At 62.3% G+C, this 19,120-nt stretch carries 15 protein-coding genes; 5 read left to right on the top strand and 10 right to left on the bottom strand.

The genetic code is table 11. From position 1 onward, the window contains the following. Positions 1 to 116: 116 nt before the first annotated feature. A complete protein-coding gene (gene ilvD, locus ASG55_RS10725) occupies positions 117 to 1,958 on the top strand; it encodes a dihydroxy-acid dehydratase (protein ID WP_024014684.1) in 1,842 nt (613 codons plus the stop codon). Between the two features lie 200 nt (positions 1,959 to 2,158). Here ilvD and ASG55_RS10720 read toward each other — a convergent pair whose 3' ends face one another. Beyond that, the gene (locus ASG55_RS10720; protein WP_056786305.1) at positions 2,159 to 3,214 is read right to left on the bottom strand and encodes a hypothetical protein; all 1,056 of its coding nucleotides are present in this window, start codon (positions 3,212 to 3,214) and stop codon (positions 2,159 to 2,161) included. Between the two features lie 239 nt (positions 3,215 to 3,453). Here ASG55_RS10720 and ASG55_RS10715 point away from each other — a divergent pair, with 239 nt between their 5' ends. After that, positions 3,454 to 4,845 carry an L-cystine transporter gene (locus ASG55_RS10715; protein ID WP_056786302.1) on the top strand — a complete coding sequence of 464 codons (1,392 nt, stop codon included), beginning with the start codon at positions 3,454 to 3,456 and terminating at the stop codon, positions 4,843 to 4,845. Positions 4,846 to 4,938: 93 nt separating this feature from the next. Here ASG55_RS10715 and ASG55_RS10710 read toward each other — a convergent pair whose 3' ends face one another. Next, positions 4,939 to 5,451, bottom strand: a complete 513-nt coding sequence (locus ASG55_RS10710) for a dihydrofolate reductase (RefSeq protein ID WP_056786298.1) — start codon at positions 5,449 to 5,451, stop codon at positions 4,939 to 4,941. Between the two features lie 85 nt (positions 5,452 to 5,536). On the opposite strand from ASG55_RS10710, the gene ASG55_RS10705 reads away from it, so the two are divergent. Then, complete coding sequence (locus ASG55_RS10705; RefSeq protein WP_056786294.1) at positions 5,537 to 6,910, top strand: DUF2868 domain-containing protein; 1,374 nt, start codon at positions 5,537 to 5,539, stop codon at positions 6,908 to 6,910. Beyond that, the gene (locus tag ASG55_RS10700) at positions 6,903 to 8,288 is read left to right on the top strand and encodes a GTPase/DUF3482 domain-containing protein (RefSeq protein WP_056786291.1); all 1,386 of its coding nucleotides are present in this window, start codon (positions 6,903 to 6,905) and stop codon (positions 8,286 to 8,288) included. The genes ASG55_RS10705 and ASG55_RS10700 overlap by 8 nt, the downstream gene beginning before the upstream one ends. 162 nt (positions 8,289 to 8,450) lie before the next feature. On the opposite strand, the gene ASG55_RS10695 is transcribed toward ASG55_RS10700, so the two are convergent. From ASG55_RS10695 to ASG55_RS10665, 7 genes are all read right to left on the bottom strand, one after another. Then, positions 8,451 to 9,008 carry a phosphonate degradation HD-domain oxygenase gene (locus tag ASG55_RS10695; RefSeq protein ID WP_056786288.1) on the bottom strand — a complete coding sequence of 186 codons (558 nt, stop codon included), beginning with the start codon at positions 9,006 to 9,008 and terminating at the stop codon, positions 8,451 to 8,453. Further along, a complete protein-coding gene (locus ASG55_RS10690; protein ID WP_056786287.1) occupies positions 9,005 to 10,138 on the bottom strand; it encodes a TIGR03364 family FAD-dependent oxidoreductase in 1,134 nt (377 codons plus the stop codon). The genes ASG55_RS10695 and ASG55_RS10690 overlap by 4 nt, the downstream gene beginning before the upstream one ends. 118 nt (positions 10,139 to 10,256) lie before the next feature. Then, entirely contained in the window at positions 10,257 to 11,282 is a 1,026-nt protein-coding gene (locus ASG55_RS10685; RefSeq protein WP_056786284.1) for a putative 2-aminoethylphosphonate ABC transporter substrate-binding protein, read from the bottom strand. A gap of 36 nt (positions 11,283 to 11,318) precedes the next feature. Next, positions 11,319 to 13,043, bottom strand: a complete 1,725-nt coding sequence (locus ASG55_RS10680; protein WP_056786280.1) for a putative 2-aminoethylphosphonate ABC transporter permease subunit — start codon at positions 13,041 to 13,043, stop codon at positions 11,319 to 11,321. Next, the gene (locus ASG55_RS10675) at positions 13,043 to 14,119 is read right to left on the bottom strand and encodes a putative 2-aminoethylphosphonate ABC transporter ATP-binding protein (RefSeq protein ID WP_056786277.1); all 1,077 of its coding nucleotides are present in this window, start codon (positions 14,117 to 14,119) and stop codon (positions 13,043 to 13,045) included. The genes ASG55_RS10680 and ASG55_RS10675 overlap by 1 nt, the downstream gene beginning before the upstream one ends. Positions 14,120 to 14,353: 234 nt before the next feature. After that, a complete protein-coding gene (locus tag ASG55_RS10670; protein WP_038861192.1) occupies positions 14,354 to 15,217 on the bottom strand; it encodes a LysR family transcriptional regulator in 864 nt (287 codons plus the stop codon). Between the two features lie 15 nt (positions 15,218 to 15,232). Next, entirely contained in the window at positions 15,233 to 17,488 is a 2,256-nt protein-coding gene (locus ASG55_RS10665; RefSeq protein WP_056786275.1) for a heavy metal translocating P-type ATPase, read from the bottom strand. Between the two features lie 84 nt (positions 17,489 to 17,572). Between ASG55_RS10665 and cadR the strand changes: the two genes are divergently transcribed. After that, complete coding sequence (cadR, locus tag ASG55_RS10660; RefSeq protein ID WP_016772685.1) at positions 17,573 to 18,022, top strand: Cd(II)/Pb(II)-responsive transcriptional regulator; 450 nt, start codon at positions 17,573 to 17,575, stop codon at positions 18,020 to 18,022. 125 nt (positions 18,023 to 18,147) lie between these two features. On the opposite strand, the gene ASG55_RS10655 is transcribed toward cadR, so the two are convergent. Continuing rightward, the gene (locus ASG55_RS10655; RefSeq protein WP_056786272.1) at positions 18,148 to 19,119 is read right to left on the bottom strand and encodes a thymidylate synthase; all 972 of its coding nucleotides are present in this window, start codon (positions 19,117 to 19,119) and stop codon (positions 18,148 to 18,150) included. Position 19,120: the final 1 nt, after the last annotated feature.

Below are 19,120 nucleotides of genomic sequence, written 5' to 3'. Positions count from 1 at the left end.
CGGCGATCCCGCAACGTCATCGGCAGCTTCCGGACACACGGCCATTTTTCGGGTGTTTCAGAGGTCAACAGAAGCTCACTCCCCTTTAGTACGTGATTAGCCGCCCGGAGTGCTCCATGCCAGATTACCGCTCGAAAACATCCACCCACGGCCGCAACATGGCCGGCGCCCGCGCACTGTGGCGCGCCACCGGCATGAAAGATGACGACTTCAAGAAGCCGATCATTGCCATCGCCAACTCGTTCACCCAGTTCGTCCCGGGGCATGTGCACCTGAAGGACCTGGGTCAACTGGTCGCCCGCGAAATCGAACGCGCCGGTGGCGTGGCCAAGGAATTCAACACCATCGCCGTCGATGACGGCATCGCCATGGGCCACGACGGCATGCTGTATTCGCTGCCGAGTCGCGAGATCATCGCCGACTCCGTCGAGTACATGGTCAATGCCCACTGCGCCGACGCTATCGTGTGCATTTCCAACTGCGACAAGATCACCCCGGGCATGCTGATGGCCGCGTTGCGCCTGAACATTCCGGTGATCTTCGTTTCCGGCGGTCCGATGGAAGCGGGCAAGACCAAACTCGCCTCCCACGGCCTCGACCTCGTCGACGCCATGGTGATCGCCGCCGACTCCAGCGCTTCTGACGAGAAAGTCGCCGAGTACGAGCGTAGCGCCTGCCCGACCTGCGGTTCGTGCTCCGGCATGTTCACCGCCAACTCGATGAACTGCCTGACTGAAGCACTGGGTCTGGCCTTGCCGGGCAACGGCTCCACTCTGGCCACTCACAGCGACCGCGAGCAGCTGTTCCTGCAGGCCGGTCGCACCATCGTCGAGCTGTGCAAGCGTTACTACGGCGAGAACGATGACTCCGTGCTGCCGCGCAACATCGCCAACTTCAAGGCGTTCGAGAACGCGATGATGCTCGACATCGCCATGGGCGGTTCGACCAACACCATCCTGCACTTGCTCGCAGCTGCCCAGGAAGCCGAGATCGATTTCGACCTGCGCGACATCGACCGTCTCTCGCGCAGCGTGCCGCAGCTGTGCAAAGTCGCGCCGAACATCCAGAAGTACCACATGGAAGACGTGCACCGCGCCGGCGGCATTTTCAGCATCCTCGGTTCGCTGGCCCGTGGCGGCCTGCTGCACACCGACCTGCCGACCGTGCACAGCCGCAGCATGGAAGAAGCCATCGCCAAGTGGGACATTACCCAGACCAGCGACGAAGCCGTGCATCACTTCTTCAAGGCAGGTCCTGCGGGCATTCCGACCCAGACCGCGTTCAGCCAGTCGACCCGCTGGGAAACCCTCGACGACGACCGTGAAAACGGCTGCATCCGCAGCTTCGAGCACGCCTATTCGAAAGAAGGCGGCCTCGCCGTGCTGTACGGCAACATCGCGCAGGACGGTTGCGTGGTGAAAACCGCCGGGGTCGATGAGTCGATCCACGTCTTCGAAGGCAACGCGAAAATTTTCGAAAGTCAGGACAGCGCCGTGCGCGGCATCCTCGCTGACGAAGTGAAGGAAGGCGACATCGTCATCATTCGCTACGAAGGCCCGAAAGGCGGCCCGGGCATGCAGGAAATGCTCTACCCGACGTCCTACCTGAAATCCAAAGGTCTGGGCAAAGCCTGTGCGCTGCTCACCGACGGGCGTTTCTCCGGCGGTACTTCCGGCCTGTCAATCGGTCACGCTTCGCCAGAGGCTGCGGCCGGCGGCGCGATTGGTCTGGTGCAGGATGGCGACAAGGTGCTGATCGACATTCCGAACCGCTCGATCAACCTGTTGGTCAGCGACGAAGAACTGGCGGCACGCCGCGCCGAGCAGGACAAGAAAGGCTGGAAACCGGTCGAGGTGCGTCCACGCAAAGTGACCACCGCGCTCAAGGCCTACGCCCTGCTGGCGACCAGTGCCGACAAGGGCGCGGTGCGCAACAAAGCGATGCTCGACGGGCTGTAACCGTCAAATCGCCGATGCAAAAATGCCCCGCCATGTGCGGGGCTGATCGTTCCCACGCTCTGCGTGGGAATGTCTCAAGGGACGCTCCGCGTCCAGTGACGCAGAGCGTCACGGGCTGCATTCCCACGCAGAGCGTGGGAACGATCCAAAACAAGATCAAAAGATCGCAGCCTTCGGCAGCTCCTACATGCGATCGTGGCTTACTGGATGTCTTCCGGTTTGACGATCACCCAGTTCTTGTCCGCCGTCACCGGCAAGCCTTCCTTGGCCTGCGCCGCCGCGTGCCTGGCCATCATGCCGTTGATTTGCGTCATGTACTTGTCCTTGCGGTTGATCCACAAGTGAATGCCGCCCTTGGCCACGTCGACATCATGGAACAGCATGTAACCGTCGCTCGTCGGGGTATCGCCGCCGACCAGCACCGGTTTTTTCCATTCATCGATATAGGTCAGGATCGCTGCGTGCTTGCCGGCCATCCACGTTGCCGGGGTCCACAGGTACGGCGTCAGCTCCAGGCCGAGGTTGGCCTTCTCGTCATATTTGCCGGCAGTGATCTGTTTGCGCGCAGTGGTCAGCTCGCCGGTCTTCTGATCCTTGAGCAGCAGTGAAACGCCAATGACGTTCTGCGGTTTGACGTTGTAGCCGTACTTGGGATCCGCCGCGACCATGCGTACCAGTTCCTCTGAAGCGGCGGTCATCACGTAGACCTCGATACCGTTCTCCATCAGCTTGTTGTACAGCTCCTGCTGGCCAGTGAAGATCTTCGGCGGATTGACGTCGAGCTTCTTCACCACATCGCCTTCGTAATACGTCGCGGGCACCGGTTTGCCCGAAGCCATCAACTCGTCAACGTAGCCCTTGAGTTCCTTGAGGGTGAAGCCAGAGAACACCTGCGCCACCCACGGGTAGCAGACCATGTCGTCGACTTCGCAGAGCCGGTAGTAATAACTGAACAGGCTTTCCTTGTGCTCGGCGGTGTCCTTGAACGGCATCAGTTTCAGCGAGGGGTCGAGCTTGTCGCGGGTAATAAGGCCTTTGTTTTCCATGAACGGCAGCAAGGATTCTTCGAGGTCGTAGCGGTAACTGGTGTTGTCCATGTCGAACACCGCGTAATTACCCTTGTTGGCGTTGGCGGCAATCATCGCGTCCAGCGCCTTGGCCTGATCCGCCGGCCAATGCTTGAGGTCCGTGGCCAATGCCTGGCCAGCAAGGCCAGCCGCCAGTGCTACAGCCAACAACGTGCGTGCAATTCTCATAGCGCTACTCCCCGATGCAAAGAGTTCGACGCTAACAAATCAGTATGACAACCCTCGCCTGTCAGCGACCGCTTGCGTCCCCTGCGCGCCAACTGCATTGCCGACAGCGACACGCGCTTATTCCAAAAACGACGGTTGCCCAGCTATTTTGGTATTAAATCATTGCAAATCAAGCTGTTAGGCTTGCCGGTTCGCAGCAGCCCCGGATGGCTGTTGGCACAGTCTTTACTGGAGTTCTCATGAATCTACCGCTGATTCTCAACCTGCTGGTGTTCCTCGCCCTGCTCTTCGGTCTGGCGCAGACCCGCCACACCACCTGGAGCCTGGCGAAAAAAGTCCTGCTCGCACTGGTCCTCGGCGTGGCGTTCGGCGTCGCGCTGCACACGATTTACGGTGCCGGCAATCCGGTGCTGAAAGCCTCGATCGGCTGGTTCGATCTGGTCGGCAACGGTTACGTGCAGTTGCTGCAGATGATCGTGATCCCGCTGGTGTTTGCTTCGATCCTCAGCGCCGTCGCCCGTCTGCACAATGCCTCGTCGCTGGGCAAGATCAGTTTCCTGACCATCGGCACGCTGCTGTTTACCACCGCCATCGCAGCGCTGATCGGCATCGGCCTGACCAACCTGTTCGGCCTCAGCGCTGAAGGTCTGGTCGCCGGCACTCAGGAAATGGCACGCCTGCAAACCATTCAGAACGACTACGCCGGCAAGGTCGCCGACCTCAATGTGCCGCAATTGCTGCTGTCGTTCATTCCGCAGAACCCGTTCGCCGACCTGGCCCGGGCCAAGCCGACCTCGATCATCAGCGTGGTGATCTTCGCCGCGTTCCTCGGGGTTGCCGCGCTGCAACTGCTCAAGGACGACGTCGAGAAAGGTCAGAAAGTGATCAACGCCATCGACACCCTGCAAGCCTGGGTGATGCGTCTGGTGCGTCTGGTGATGAAGCTGACCCCGTACGGTGTGCTGGCGCTGATGACCAAAGTGGTCGCCGGTTCCAACCTGCAGGACATCATCAAGCTCGGCAGTTTCGTCGTGGTCTCGTATATCGGCCTGGGCCTGATGTTCGTCGTGCACGGCGTGCTGGTGTCGGCCGCCGGGATCAACCCGCTGCGCTTCTTCCGCAAGATCTGGCCGGTGCTGACGTTTGCTTTCACCAGTCGCTCCAGCGCGGCGACCATCCCGCTGAGCATTGAAGCGCAGACCCGCCGCCTGGGTATTCCGTCGTCGGTCGCCAGTTTCGCTGCCTCGTTCGGTGCGACCATCGGCCAGAACGGGTGTGCCGGCCTGTACCCGGCGATGTTGGCCGTGATGGTGGCACCAACGGTCGGCATCAACCCGCTGGATCCGCTGTGGATCGCGACGCTGGTAGCGATTGTCACGTTGAGCTCGGCCGGCGTGGCCGGAGTCGGTGGCGGCGCGACGTTCGCCGCACTGATCGTGCTGCCGGCGATGGGCTTGCCGGTGTCACTGGTGGCGTTGCTGATTTCGGTCGAGCCGCTGATCGATATGGGGCGCACCGCGTTGAACGTGAGTGGCTCGATTACCGCTGGGGCGATTACCAGTCAGGTCATGCAGCAGACGGATAAAGCGCTGCTGGATGCCGATGAACACGCAGAGTTGGCCCAGGCTTAAGCTTCTCAGCGACTGAGCGGGCCTCTTCGCGAGCAGGCTCGCTCCCACACTGAAATGCGTTCCCCTGTGGGAGCGAGCCTGCTCGCGAAGCTGTTAGGCTTTCTCCCAAACCTCAAAGCTATATGCAGGTTTATCGCCCTCTGCCGGATTCGGTACATCCGACACCAGCTTCCATTCGCTCAGATCAAACTCCGGAAACCACGCATCCCCTTCCGCGCTCAGCGCCACGCGGGTCAGGTACAGCCGATCGGCCTGCGCCAGTCCCTGCGCATACAACTGCGCGCCGCCAATCAGCATCAGTTCATCAACGCCCTGGGCTTTCGCCCATTCCTCGGCGCGGGCCACGGCGGCTTCCAGCGACGGATAGACCTCGGCGCCTTCGAGCTGCAGATCAGGCTGACGGCTGACCACGATGTTCAAGCGCCCCGGCAATGGCCGACCGAGCGAATCCCAGGTCTTGCGACCCATGATGATCGGCTTGCCGAGCGTGGTCGCCTTGAAGTATTTGAAGTCCCCCGGCAGGTGCCAGGGCATGCTGTTGTCGACGCCGATCACGCGGTTTTCACCGAGGGCTGCGATCAGGCTGAGGGGCAGTGATTTAGTCATGCCGGCGAGGATACCAGAGCCGCGCTTACCCCGATAAGCGCCACAGCGGTTATGCTCAGCGCTCGATTTAGCGACGGGACGCCGCGTGACTGAACTGACTCCACTGCAAAACCTCTGGCTCACCGAAACCATCCGCCTGCGCGAAGAACACGCGGGGCCGCTGGATGATCTGGAAGCCAATCGTCTGGCCCGCGCCGCTGGCGGCGATCTGCCGGGCCGCATTGCGCGCCGGGCGCTATGGCTGGCCGAGCGCGACGGGCTCACCGCCGCGCTCAAGCACTGGCTGCAAGGCGCGCGTCTGGCGCTGGTGCTGTTGATGATTTTCGCCGTGCTCAGCGGCGCCGGTCTGGCATTCGCCGCACTTGGCCAGACGCCGGTAAATGTGTTCTGGGCGCTGGGCAGTCTGCTCGGGATCAATCTGATTTTGCTGCTGAGCTGGGCGCTGGGCTTGATTTTCGCTGGCGAACACGGCGCCACCCTCGGGCGCTTGTGGCTGTGGCTCAGCGAAAAATTCGCCCGCGATGCCAAAGCCGCGCAACTGGCGCCGGCCCTGCTGTTGCTGCTGCAACGCAAGAAACTCAACCGCTGGGCGCTCGGCGCGTTGGTCAATGGCCTGTGGCTGCTGGCGATGCTCAGCGCGCTGATTCTGTTGCTGACCCTGATGGCCACGCGGCGCTACGGCTTTGTCTGGGAAACCACGATCCTCGGCGCCGACACCTTTATCCATGTCACCCAGGCCCTTGGCTATCTGCCGTCGCTGCTCGGCTTCAATGTGCCGACCGAGGAAATGATCCGCGCCAGCGGCGACGGCGCACTGGATATTGAAAGCGCACGACAAGCCTGGGCGACCTGGCTGGTCGGTGTGCTGGTGGTCTACGGCGTGCTGCCGCGCCTGCTGCTCGCGCTGTTGTGCCTGTGGCGCTGGAACAGCGGCAAAGCCGCGCTGCGCCTGGATCTGAACCTGCCCGGCTACGCGCAACTGCGCGAACGGTTAATGCCAACCAGCGAGCGCCTTGGCGTCAACGACCCGGAGCCGGCGCAACTGCATCGCGTCGAAAGCAACATCGGCGAACTGGCCAGTGAAGGCGCGCTGCTGGTGGCGATCGAGTTGGACGAACAGCGTCCATGGCCACCCGCGCTGCCGAAAAACGTCAGCAACGCGGGCATCCTCGACAGTCGCGAATCGCGGCACAAACTGCTCGAGCAACTCAGTCGCTTCCCGCCAGCGCGGCTGGCCATCGCCTGTGATCCGCGACGTTCGCCGGATCGCGGCAGCCTCGCGCTGATCGCCGAACTCGCGCGCAACGCCGGCGCCACTCGCATCTGGCTGCTGCAAGCGCCACCCGGCGAAGCGCTGGACGGGCAACGTCTGGGTGACTGGCACGCGGCGCTGCAACAGCTGGAACTGCCATTCGCCGATTGCGCGCCGATGAACTGGCTGGAGAGCGGACATGACTGATGCACGCAAGGCCCCGCTGAAACTGGCAGTGGTTGGCCACACCAACGTCGGCAAGACCTCGCTGCTGCGCACGCTGACCCGTGACGTCGGCTTCGGCGAAGTCTCGCACCGGCCGAGCACCACCCGGCATGTCGAAGGCGCGCGGTTGTCGGTGGATGGCGAGCCGTTGCTCGATCTGTACGACACGCCGGGGCTGGAAGATGCGATCGCCCTGCTGGATTTTCTCGAGCGTCTGGAACGCCCCGGCGAACGCCTCGACGGCCCGGCACGGCTGGCACGGTTTCTCGACGGCAGCGAGGCGCGCCAGCGTTTCGAACAGGAAGCCAAGGTACTGCGACAACTGCTGGCCTCCGATGCCGGTCTGTATGTGATCGACGCCCGCGAACCGGTGCTGGCCAAGTACCGCGACGAGCTGGAAGTGCTCGCCAGTTGCGGCAAACCGCTGCTGCCGGTGCTGAATTTCGTCAGCAGCGCCAACCATCGCGAACCCGATTGGCGTGAAGCGCTGGCGCGGTTGGGGCTGCATGCGTTGGTACGTTTCGACAGCGTCGCGCCGCCCGAGGATGGCGAGCGGCGCTTGTACGAGAGCCTCGCCCTTCTATTGGAAAACGCCCGGCCGCAACTGGAGCGGTTGATCGCCGACCAGCAGGCGCAGCGCCTCGCCCGTCAGCAAAGCGCCGCGCGCTTGATTGCCGAATTGCTGATCGACTGCGCTGCGTGCCGACGCAGTGTGGTCAGCGAAGCCGAGCAGGAACAGCAGGCGATCAGCGAACTGCGCAAAGCCGTACGTCAGCGTGAGCAGAAGTGCGTTGAGACGCTGCTCAAGCTCTACGCGTTTCGCCCGCAGGACGCGGCGGCCAGTGACTTGCCGTTGCTCGACGGGCGCTGGGGCGATGATCTGTTCAACCCGGAAACCCTGAAGCAACTCGGCGTGCGCGTCGGCGGCGGCATTGCTGCCGGTGCAGCGGCCGGGGCTGGGGTGGATTTGCTGGTCGGCGGGATTACCCTTGGCGCGGCGGCACTGGCCGGCGCGATTGCCGGTGGCGCACTGCAAACCGCGCGCAGTTATGGCAGTCGCCTGCTCGGCAAGATCAAAGGCCAGCGGGAATTGACAGTGGATGACGCCGTGCTGCGCCTGTTGGCGTTGCGCCAGCGCCAGTTGCTGCTGGCCCTAGATCAGCGCGGGCATGCGGCGATGGACAGCATTCAGGTGGCCACGCCTCTGGACAAGACCTGGCGCGAAGGCAAGTTGCCGGAAGCGCTGAACAAGGCGCGCGCGCATCCGCAGTGGTCGTCGCTCAATCCGCAGGCGAAGTTGAATCAGGCGGAAAGGCAGGAGCAGGTTGAGGCGTTGGTTGATCGGGTGCTTGAGCTTTAGATCGCTACCCCCTCACCCCAGCCCTCTCCCGGAGGGAGAGGGGGCCGACTGTGTTGCTCTTGGGTCATACACCGACCTGAGATATCCAGTCGAACTCAGGTTTGAAAAGCATGGAGATCAGCTCCCTCTCCCTCCGGGAGAGGGCTGGGGTGAGGGCTGCAATCACTCAGCCGACAACAATTTCTCAGCCTTGCGCTTTAACACACTCAGATCCACCAGCGGCACCGCAACCTCCTTCGCCAACTCATCCCAACACCGCATGCGCAGACTCAGCGCACACAATGGATCAGCCTCGAACGCCTCCGCCTCAGCCGCGCTCATCACCCCGCCCTGATATTCCAGCGTCCTGCGACTCGCCTCACTCAACCGCGCGTAATACCCCGGCTCGCGCAAGGTCAGATAGCGTTTAGCCTGGACGTGATATTCCACCAGTCGCGCCAGCCGTTCACTGAAACCTGCCTCACGCAGATAATCCGCACCGAGCCGTTCATGGCTGACCACGCCATAACCGCCCATGTTTTCCGCGCCCTCGGCACACAAATGGCCGATGTCATGAAAGAACGCCGCCAGCACCACTTCATCGTCACAGCCTTCAGCCATGGCCAGTTCTGCGGCCTGGGACATGTGCTCGAGCTGCGACACTGGTTCGCCGATGTAATCGCTGGCGCCGAAGCGCTCATACAGGCCGAACACCCGGGCGATCACCTGTTCGTGATTCATGCCTCCTCCAGTAATTGCGCGATATTGCGTTCGGCCAGCGCCGGGCCGACGCTCATGCCGACGCCGGTGTGCATCAGCGCCACGCTCAGGCCCGGTGCCGGACGCAGGAAAGAAAACGGCCCCGGCCCCCGAGAACCATAGACGCCCTGCCAGCGTTCGACCACTTGCACCTGGCAGCCCAGCGTCTGCTCGGCGAGTTCGAGCATCCAGTTGTCGACCTGTTCGGCGTTGAACGGTGACGCATCGCTGCCGTAATGATGCGAATCGCCAATAATCAGTTCGCCATACGGCGTCGGGCTGATCAGCAGGTGAATGCCGTTGGCGTGCAGGTGCGGTTGTTCACGGAGAATCTGCGCCTGCACCGCTGCGGCTTCCGGCAGATCGGCGAAAGCGCCGTAGTGTACGCAGCTCAGGCCGGTGAGCACGGCGTGTTGCAGGTTCAACTCGATGCTTGGTCTGGCCCGCAGCATTTGCAAACGACAGATCTGCGGATTGAGCGCGGCAATCGGCTCGGCCAGCAGGGTCTGATAATCGTGGCCGGAGCAGACGATGATCTGCTTGCCGGTAAAACTGCCGGCGGTGCTGTGCAGATGCCCCGGCTCGACACCGCGCACCAGTGTGGAAAAGTGAAACTCGACGCCCAGATCGCGGCGCAAATAATCGATCAGCGCCGGAATCGCTTCGCGCGAATACAACTGCTGATCATCGATACCGTGCAACACAGCACGGTGATGGCTGAACTGGCCGCCGTAGAGATCACGCAACGCCGCGCCGCGCAGCAGCTCGACGTTGTAGCCGTGCTCGATCGCGCGGCCGGCGCAGAAGACTTCGAGCAGGTGTTCTTCGGCCTCGTTACGGGCGAACAGGTATGAGCCGTTGCGTTTGATCTGCAGGCCGGCAAGTTGCGCCCAGTCGCCCCAGATCTCGCGGCTGGCCTTGGCCAGTTCGAGCATGATGCCGGGCGGCTGACCGGTCACCAGCGCCTGGCCGAAGTTGCGCACCGAAGCGCCGAGGGGCGTGGCGGTGCGTTCGAATACCGCGACTTTCAGGCCGCGTTTGGCAGCGGCATAGGCGTGGGACAGACCGAGGATGCCAGCGCCGATGATGAGCAGGTCTTTGGGTTGTGTCATGTAGAGGTGCTCTGAATGAGAAACCGCTTTCGCGAGCAGGCTCGCTCCCACAGGGGACAGCATTGCAACTGTGGGAGCGAGCCTGCTCGCGAAGGGGCCTTGTCAGTCGATAAAGATCTTACTTGGCGACAACTTTCTCGGACTTGCCGTCATACCGCTTGCGCCATTCAGCCAGGATCTCGTCGCGATTCTTCGAGGCCCAGGCAAAGTCGTTCTTGATCAGGCGCTGCTCATAGTCGGCTGGCAATTCGGTCTGCGGCTTGGCAATCCCCGGCTGCGCAAGAACAGCGAAGTTCTCCTTGTACAGATCCATCGCCTCGGCGCTGGCAGAGAAGTCCGCCAGTTTCTTCGCTGCCTCTTCATGCGGCGTGCCTTTGATCACCGCCGTCGCTTCGATCTCCCAGCCCAGACCTTCCTTCGGCAGGATGATGTCCAGTGGCGCGCCCTGGCGTTTCAGCTGTACGGCTGGATATTCAAAGGAAATCCCGATCGGAAACTCCCCCGCCGCCGCCAGTTTGCACGGCTTGGAACCGGAGTGAACGTACTGGCCGATGTTCTGGTGCAGGCCGTCCATATACGCCCAGCCCTGCTTCTCGCCGAAGGTCTGCAGCCAGGCGCTGACGTCGAGGAAACCGGTGCCGGACGACGCCGGATTGGGCATGACGATCTTGCCCTTGTACTCAGGCTTGGTCAGGTCCTGCCAACTGATCGGTTTGCTCAGACCCTGCTTCTCAGCCTCGACGGTATTGAAGCAAATGGTCGCGGCCCAGACGTCCATGCCGACCCAGGCTGGCGGGTTGGCGGCGTCGCGGTAGTTCGCGCCGATCTTGCCGAGATCCTTCGGTGCATAGCTTTGCAGCATGCCTTGCTGATCGAGAATCGCCAGGCTCGACGCGGCGAGGCCCCATACCGCGTCGGCCTGCGGACGAGCCTTTTCGGCGAGCAGTTTGGCGGTGATGATCCCGGTGGAATCGCGCACCCATTTGATCTCGACGTCCGGGTTGGCCTTCTCAAAGGCCTCCTTGTAGGACTTCAGTTGTTCGGCTTCGAGGGCGGTGTACACCGTCAACTCGGTTTTTGCCGCGAAGGCATTCAGGCTGAAAGTCGCGAGCACAGCAGCGGCCAGGGCCATAGGCTTGAACATGAGCGTTTCCTGTAGATGAGTTGATCGGGTTTGCAATCAGTGGCCGGGCGCGGTTTGCCGCCAGGCCTGGGAGCGGCGCAACAGGCCGCGCGAAGCCCACGCCAGCAGCAGCGACACGCCGGCCGAGGTGAACAGAATCAGGGTCGACATCGCCGCCGCGCCGCCCACGTTGCCGGCATCGTCCATGTTCAGCACCGCCACCGCAGCGAGGATGGTGTCGGGGCTGTAAAGGAAGATCGCAGCGGAAACCGTGGTCATTGCCGAGACGAACAGGTAGCGCACGATGTCCAGCAGCGCCGGCAGGCAGATCGGCACGGTGACGCGCAGGTAATGCCGGTAAAGCGGCGCCTTCAACGACAGCGCGGCGGCTTCGAACTCGGCGTCGAGCTGGCGCAGCGCGGTGGTCGCGGTCATTTGTGCGGTGGTCAGATAGTGCGCAATGGTGCAGACGATCAGCAGCGTCATCGTCCCGTACAGCACGTGCAGCGGATTGCCGCGGAGGTTGAAGAAGAAGACGTAGCCCAGGCCCAGCACCAGCCCCGGCACCGCCATCGGCACGAAGCTGAGCATGCGCAAAGCCAGGTTGAGCCCACGCTGGGTGCGGGTTTTCTCCATCAGATAGGCGCCAGTGAAAATCAGCACGCTGCCGATCAGCGCGGTGCCCAGCGCCATCTTCAGACTGTTGCCGTAGGCGAGCCAGCCACCGCCGGCGGTCTCGTTGAACTGATAGTGGTTGAGCGACAGCGACAGGTTGTACGGCCAGAACTTCACCAGCGACGAAAACACCGCCATGCCGAACACCAGGATCAACGCCGCACTGATCAGCAAAACGATCGCCAGATAGCAGCCGTCGCGCAGCCTGGACGGCAGCGGTTTGAACACCTGCGCGCGCCCGCTCATGGAGTCGCCGTGACGCCGACGCAGCCAGGCATCGACACCAAAGCTGAACAGCGCCGGCAGCAACAGCACCATGCCGATCAACGCGCCGCGACCGAATTGCTGCTGGCCGACCACGGCTTTGTAGGCTTCCAGCGCCAGCACTTGATAGTCGCCACCGACCACCACCGGCACACCAAAATCGGTAATGGTCAGGGTGAACACCAGACAGAACGCAGCGAATACCGCCTGGCGGGTCGCCGGCCAGGTGATGCTGCGAAACGCCTTGGCCGGACTGGCGCCCATGCTCGATGCGGCATCGAAAAGCCGCGCATCGGCCAGCGACAATGCCGAGAGCAAAATCATCAGCGCATGGGGAAAGGTGTAGATCACCTCGCCCAGCACAATGCCCCAGAACCCGTAGATATTGTCCGAGAGCAACCCACGCAGCATGCCCTGATTGCCGAACAGATAGACCAGCGCAATCCCCGGCAGCATCGACGGCGCCATCAGCGGCAGCAGGGAGATCCCGCGCCAGATGCCTTTGCCCGGAATCAGCGTGCGTTGCAGCGCGTAGGCAAACAGGTAGGCCAGCGGTACGACAATGGCCGCAACGCTGAGGGACACTTTCAGGCTGTTGCCGAGCAACCAATGGAAATTGGCACTGGTCACCAACTCTTTCGCCGCGAGCCAGCCACCGCCCTGCCCGGCGTCATTGCTGAAGCCGCGCCAGAAGATCGCCAACAACGGCAGCAGCACCGCGAGGCCGAGCAACACCAGCAGAACGACTTTGCCGCCGACCACGAACAGGCGATCGCCGATCTCGGCTTTCGAGGACTGTCGCACCTGCTTGTGCGGTAGCGGCAGCGCGAGGTTGCTGTTCATCAGGCGAACACCTGCAAACTGCGCGGCGGCAAGGCGACCATGATCTGCTGGGCGCCGAGGCGCGGCATGGCTTCTGGCGCGAGCTCGGCGAGCAGCGCATGGCCCGGCAGTTGATCGAGTTCGAAGCTCATCCGGCAGCGGTTGCCGAGGAAAGTGATTTCGCGAACCCTGGCCGGGAACAGGTTCTCTTCGTGCACCAGCGGATTAACGTTGATCGCCTCCGGGCGGCAGAACAGTCGACCCGAAGCGCCGTGTACGCTGCCCTCGGCCAGGCGCAGATTCATCCCGCCAACCTTGGCGTGACTGTCGCTGCTGCGCTGAAACGGTAGCCAGTTGCCCTGGCCGACAAACTCGGCCACGAACGGCGTGGCCGGACGGTTGTAGATTTCCTGTGGGGTGGCGTACTGCTCGACGCGGCCGTTGTTCATCACGGCGATGCGATCGGCCATCAACATCGCTTCGTCCTGATTGTGCGTGACCATCAGCGTGGTGATGCCGAGGTTGCGTTGCAGCTGACGCAGCTCAGTGCACAGATGCTCACGCACCCGCGCGTCGAGGGCCGACATCGGTTCATCAAGCAATAACAGCGACGGTGCCGGCGCCAATGCGCGAGCCAGCGCGACCCGCTGTTGCTGACCGCCGGACAGTTGGCCGGGGTATTTTTTCTCACTGCCAGTGAGGCCGACCAGTTCCAGCATCTGACCGACACGCCGGCGCACTTCATCGCGACCGCTGCCGGCGAGGCCGTAGGCAATGTTCGCCTCGACCGTCAGATTCGGGAACAGCGCGTAGGACTGGAACAGAATCCCGTAATCCCGCGCTTGCGGGGCGAGGTGCGAGACATCGCGATCGCCCAGAAACAGCTCGCCGCTGTCCTGCTGCTCCAGCCCGGCAATGCAGCGCAGCAACGTGGTCTTGCCACAGCCCGATGGACCGAGCAGGCACACCAGTTCGCCGGCGGCGACATCAAGGGAGACGTTATCCAGCGCAGTGAACGCACCGAAACGCTTGTGCACGCCGCGCACTTTCATTGGCGCGCCGGGGTGGGTCAGGGCAGTTGCGATGGCAGGATTCATGGACAGGCCTCATCAAACGGATGAGGCCAATCCTAGAGTTGTAATGCGTCCGTCATGTGGCAGCGAGGCAAAAACGGCTGATAGTGGTATTCGGGGATTTTGGTTCAGATTGTGTTTTGCCTGGGCTGACGCCTTCGCGAGCAGGCTCGCTCCCACAGGGGATCGTGTTCACAACCCAAATCCAATGTGGGAGCGAGCCTGCTCGCGAAGAGGCCTTCTCAGACATTGAAGGTCTCATGCCGGAGACATCTCTTGTGCCAAGCCGAGGAACGCCGCCGGCAACCGCGCACCCTTGCGCTCTTTGAGGCAATACAGATACTCCGGAATCTGCGGCGCATTCTCGATGGTCAGCACGCGCAATTGCGGATCATGCGGCACTTCCTGGCGGGCGATGATGCTGATGCCGATATTGCGCAGCACCGCTTCGCGGATCGACTCGCGGCTGCCGATTTCCAACAGTGGCCCGAAGCTCACTCCGGCGCTGGCCAGCAACTCTTCGGTCAACCGCCGCGTGGTCGAACCCGGCTCGCGCATCAACAACGTATGCCCGGCCAGCGCGTTCAGCGTCACATGTTCCTGCGCGGCCAACGGATGATTGCGATGCACCGCCAGCACCAGCGGATCGGTGCCGAGTACCCGGCGAATCAACCGCGCATCGTCGAGCAGCTGTGACGACGCCGCGACATCCACGCGGTAATCCTCCAGCGCTTCCAGGACCTGCTGCGAGTTGCCGATTTCCACCGACACTTCCACCTGCGGCAAACGCTCGCGGAAGGTCTTCACCAGATCGAGGATGTAATACGGCGCCGTCGCGGCAATGCGCAGCGTGCCCTGCACCTGACCGCTGTTGCGCAGGAAAAACTCGATGTCCGCCTCTTGCTGCAACAGGGTCTTGACCATCGGCAGCAAGCGCGCGCCTTCGTCACTGACGCTTAAGCGGCGCCCGCCACGGTAGAACAGTTCCACCGAATACTGACTCTCCAGATTGCGGATTTGCGTGGTCACGGTCGGTTGGCTGAGGCCGAGTTTTTTCGCCGCCAGCGTAATGCTGCCCAGGCGGGCGACCATGTAAAACGCTTTCAGCTCGGCACTCAGCACAACCATCCCTCACGTTTATTTGCGCAGCAGGCGCAAACCGTTGAACACCACCAGCAGGCTCACACCCATATCGGCAAACACCGCCATCCACATGGTGGCGAGCCCGGCAAAGGTTACCGCAAGAAAGATCGCCTTGATCACCAGCGCCAGTGCGATGTTCTGTTTCAGGATGCTCGCGGTGTTGCGCGACAGGCTGATGAACGCGGGGATCTTGCGCAGATCGTCGTCCATCAGGGCGACATCGGCGGTTTCGATCGCGGTGTCGGTGCCGGCGGCGGCCATGGCGAACCCGATCTCGGCGCGGGCCAGTGCCGGCGCGTCGTTGATGCCATCGCCGACCATACCGACCCGGTGGCCCTGCTTGTACAGATCTTCAATGGCTTGCAGCTTGTCGGTCGGCAGCAAATCGCCGCGCGCCTCGTCGATGCCGACCTGGGCGGCAATCGCTTGCGCGGTGTGGACGTTGTCGCCGGTCAGCATCAGGGTTTTCACGCCGAGTTCATGCAACTGACGAATCGCTTCGCGGCTGGTTTCCTTGACCGTGTCGGCCACGGCGAACAGCGCCAGCGGGCCTGATTTGTCGAGCAGCAACACCACGGATTTGCCCTGCTTTTCCAGGGCGAACAGCTTCTCTTCCAGCTGCGGTGAGCACAGGCCAAGCTCTTCGACCAGACGATGGTTGCCCAAGTGATAAGTCTGGCCGTTGATGTCGCCTTTGACGCCCCGCCCGCCCAGCGCGGCGAAGTTATCCACAGTCAGCGCGGCGAGGTTTTTATCCACAGCGGCGTTGGCAATCGCCAGCGACACCGGGTGATCGGAGCGCCCGGCCAGCGCGGCGGCGATTGCCGGTGCGCTGGCATCGGCCGTCGGGTCGAGTGACAGGTAATCGGTCTGCACCGGTTTGCCGTGGGTGATCGTGCCGGTCTTGTCCAGCGCCAGATAATCAAGCTTGAAGCCGCCCTCCAGATACACGCCGCCCTTGACCAGAATACCCTTGCGCGCCGCCGCCGCGAGGCCGCTGACGATGGTCACCGGAGTGGAAATCACCAGTGCGCACGGGCAGGCAACCACCAGCAACACCAGCGCGCGGTAGATCCAGTCGAACCACGCCGCGCCCATGAACAACGGCGGGATGATCGCCACGGCCAAGGCGAAGACGAATACCGCCGGGGTGTAGATTTTCGAGAATTGGTCAACGAAACGCTGCGTCGGCGCCCGCGCGCCCTGGGCCTGTTCGACGGCGTGAATGATCCGCGCCAAGGTCGAATTGTTCGCCGCAGCGGTCACCGTATATTCCAGCGAACCGGCCTGATTGATGGTGCCAGCGAAGACTTTGTCACCGACGGTTTTTTCCACCGGCAGGCTTTCGCCGGTGATCGGCGCCTGGTCGATGGTCGAGCTGCCGCTGACCACCGCGCCGTCCAGCGCGATGCGCTCGCCGGGTTTCACCCGCACGCGGGCGCCCAGTTCGACGCTTTTCACCTCTTGTTCGCGCCAGTTGCCGTCGGCCTGCAAGACCGTGGCTTGCTCGGGGGTCATCTGCATCAAGCCGCTGATCGCATTGCGTGCACGATCCAGCGAGCGTGCCTCAATCAGCTCGGCGACGGTGAAGAGGAACATCACCATCGCCGCTTCCGGCCACTGGCCGATGAGGATCGCGCCGGTTACGGCGATGCTCATCAGCGCATTGATGTTGAGGTTGCGGTTCTTCAGGGCGATCCAGCCCTTTTTATAAGTGCCGAGGCCGCCGCTGAGGATCGACACCAGCGCAACGACTGCCACCACCCAGTCCGGCGCGGCGCTGGTGAAATGAATGACTTCGGCGCCCAGCGCGGTCAAGCCGGACAGCGCCAATGGCCACCAGTGTTTTTTTACCGCTGCCGGTGCCGGCGCGTCGACACCCGCCTCGAGCGGCTCGGCGTGCATGCCGAGGGACTTGATCGCCTCAGTAATCGGCTCGGTGCCCGGCAGATTGTGGGTCACGCCAAGCACGCGGTTGATCAGATTGAATTCCAGCTGCTGCACACCAGCGAGTTTGCCGAGTTTGTTCTGGATCAGCGTCTGCTCGGTCGGGCAGTCCATCGCCTCGATGCGGAAGCTGCTCAGGCGCGCGTCGGCGCTGGTCTTTTCGCTCAGTTGCACCCGCGCAGGTGCGGCGGCTTTTGACGAGCAGCAGGAATCGCCGCCATGCGCATGTTTATGCACGGGCTGCAATTTATGACTGTGATCGTGACCGTCGCCGGGCTTGTGGGTGTGCAGGGAATCGCTCATTGGTCGCGTCCATGAAGGTGCCTGTTGCCAAGTAAAGACCCTGTAGCCACTATAGGGTCAAGCACCCTTTTGGAGATGGCGGTCATGAAGATCGGCGAACTGGCGAAACTCACCGACTGTGCGGTTGAAACCATCCGCTACTACGAGCGCGAAAACCTCCTGCCGGAACCGGCGCGCAGCGACGGCAACTACCGCGTCTACACCCAGGCCCACGCCGAGCGCCTGACCTTCATCCGCAACTGCCGCACCCTCGACATGACCCTCGAAGAAATCCGCAGCCTGCTCGCCCTGCGCGACAGCCCGCAGGATCAGTGCGAGAGCGTCAATGCGCTGATCGACGAACATATTCAGCATGTGAAGGCGCGGATTGATGGCTTGCTGGCCTTGCAGACACAACTGCTCGACCTGCGCCAACGCTGTGGCGAAGGGCCGGAGGCGGATCAATGCGGGATCTTGCAGCGGCTGGAAGTGAGTGGCGGGGTTGTTGCGACGGAGGTTGAGCATTCCCACGTCGGCCGTAGCCACGGCCACTAAGCACACCGCAAAAACAAATGTGGGAGCGAGCCTGCTCGCGAAAGCGGTGTATCAGTCGATACATCTGTGACTGACACGCCCTCTTCGCGAGCAGGCTCGCTCCCACAGGGATATTGCGGTGTGGTTTAGACCGCCATCGGCGCGGTCATCGGCGGATGGTGCTCGTAGCCTTCCAGCGAGAAATCGCTCGGTTCCACCAGCTCCAGCCACTCCGGCTGATATACACCAGTCTTGGCAAACTCCGGCACGCGGTCGGAGATTTTCAGTTTCGGCATGGCAAACGGCTCGCGCTTGAGCTGTTCGTTGAGCATGTCCAGGTGGTTTTCGTAGACGTGCGCATCGCCGATGAAATAGGTGAACCAGCGCGGCGTGTAACCGGTCAGGCGACCGATCAGGCTCAGCAGTGCGGCGCCTTCGGTGAGGTTGAACGGCGTGCCCAGGCCCAGATCATTGGAGCGGATGTACAGGGTCAGCGAGATCTCTTTGGTCTCGACATTCGGGTGGAACTGGTACAGCAGATGGCATGGCGGCAGGGCCATTTCATCGAGCTGGGCGACGTTCCAGCCGTGGAACAGGATGCGGCGGCTGCCCGGATCGTTGATGATCGTGTCGACGCACTGGCGCACCTGATCGATCGCCTTGTACAGCACGACGTAGGCCTGGCCGTCTTCTTCGCCCTGGGCGATCTGCTTGTAGCCGTTGCTCAGGGTTTGTTCGATGGCGGCGGTATTGCTCAGCGGGATCTGCTTGTACGCCGGCCACTTGCGCCATTGCACGCCGTAGATTTCACCGAGGTCGTCGTCGCCCTGACGGAACGGGTTGGCCAGCCACTGCGCGTTTTCGTTGGCGTTCTGGTCCCAGACCTTGCAGCCCAGCGCGCGGAATTCAGCGGCGTTGTTCACGCCACGGAGAAACCCGCACATCTCGCCGATGGCCGATTTGAAGGCCATTTTGCGCGTGGTGATCGCCGGGAAGCCTTCCTGCAGATCGAAACGCAGCATCGCTCCCGGGAAACTGATGGTGTTGATACCGGTGCGGTTGGCCTGTTTGGTGCCGTTCTGAATGACGTGCGAGACCAGTTCGAGATATTGCTTCATG

Source organism: Pseudomonas sp. Leaf434, from assembly GCF_001425545.1.
GTDB lineage: Bacteria > Pseudomonadota > Gammaproteobacteria > Pseudomonadales > Pseudomonadaceae > Aquipseudomonas > Aquipseudomonas siliginis.
The sequence above is the reverse complement of the archived record's forward strand: the minus strand, read 5'-3'. Positions and strand labels throughout refer to the sequence as shown.

Bases quoted from the DNA above. Each gene is read 5' to 3' on its own strand.
- ASG55_RS10685 (WP_056786284.1), bottom strand. From the start codon at position 11,282: ATGTTCAAGCCTATGGCCCTGGCCGCTGCTGTGCTCGCGACTTTCAGC.
- ASG55_RS10700 (WP_056786291.1), top strand. From the start codon at position 6,903: ATGACTGATGCACGCAAGGCCCCGCTGAAACTGGCAGTGGTTGGCCAC.
- ASG55_RS10720 (WP_056786305.1), bottom strand. From the start codon at position 3,214: ATGAGAATTGCACGCACGTTGTTGGCTGTAGCACTGGCGGCTGGCCTT.
- ilvD (WP_024014684.1), top strand. From the start codon at position 117: ATGCCAGATTACCGCTCGAAAACATCCACCCACGGCCGCAACATGGCC.
- cadR (WP_016772685.1), top strand. From the start codon at position 17,573: ATGAAGATCGGCGAACTGGCGAAACTCACCGACTGTGCGGTTGAAACC.
- ASG55_RS10665 (WP_056786275.1), bottom strand. From the start codon at position 17,488: ATGAGCGATTCCCTGCACACCCACAAGCCCGGCGACGGTCACGATCAC.
- ASG55_RS10710 (WP_056786298.1), bottom strand. From the start codon at position 5,451: ATGACTAAATCACTGCCCCTCAGCCTGATCGCAGCCCTCGGTGAAAAC.
- ASG55_RS10675 (WP_056786277.1), bottom strand. From the start codon at position 14,119: ATGAATCCTGCCATCGCAACTGCCCTGACCCACCCCGGCGCGCCAATG.
- ASG55_RS10715 (WP_056786302.1), top strand. From the start codon at position 3,454: ATGAATCTACCGCTGATTCTCAACCTGCTGGTGTTCCTCGCCCTGCTC.
- ASG55_RS10690 (WP_056786287.1), bottom strand. From the start codon at position 10,138: ATGACACAACCCAAAGACCTGCTCATCATCGGCGCTGGCATCCTCGGT.
- ASG55_RS10655 (WP_056786272.1), bottom strand. From the start codon at position 19,119: ATGAAGCAATATCTCGAACTGGTCTCGCACGTCATTCAGAACGGCACC.
- ASG55_RS10695 (WP_056786288.1), bottom strand. From the start codon at position 9,008: ATGAATCACGAACAGGTGATCGCCCGGGTGTTCGGCCTGTATGAGCGC.
- ASG55_RS10680 (WP_056786280.1), bottom strand. From the start codon at position 13,043: ATGAACAGCAACCTCGCGCTGCCGCTACCGCACAAGCAGGTGCGACAG.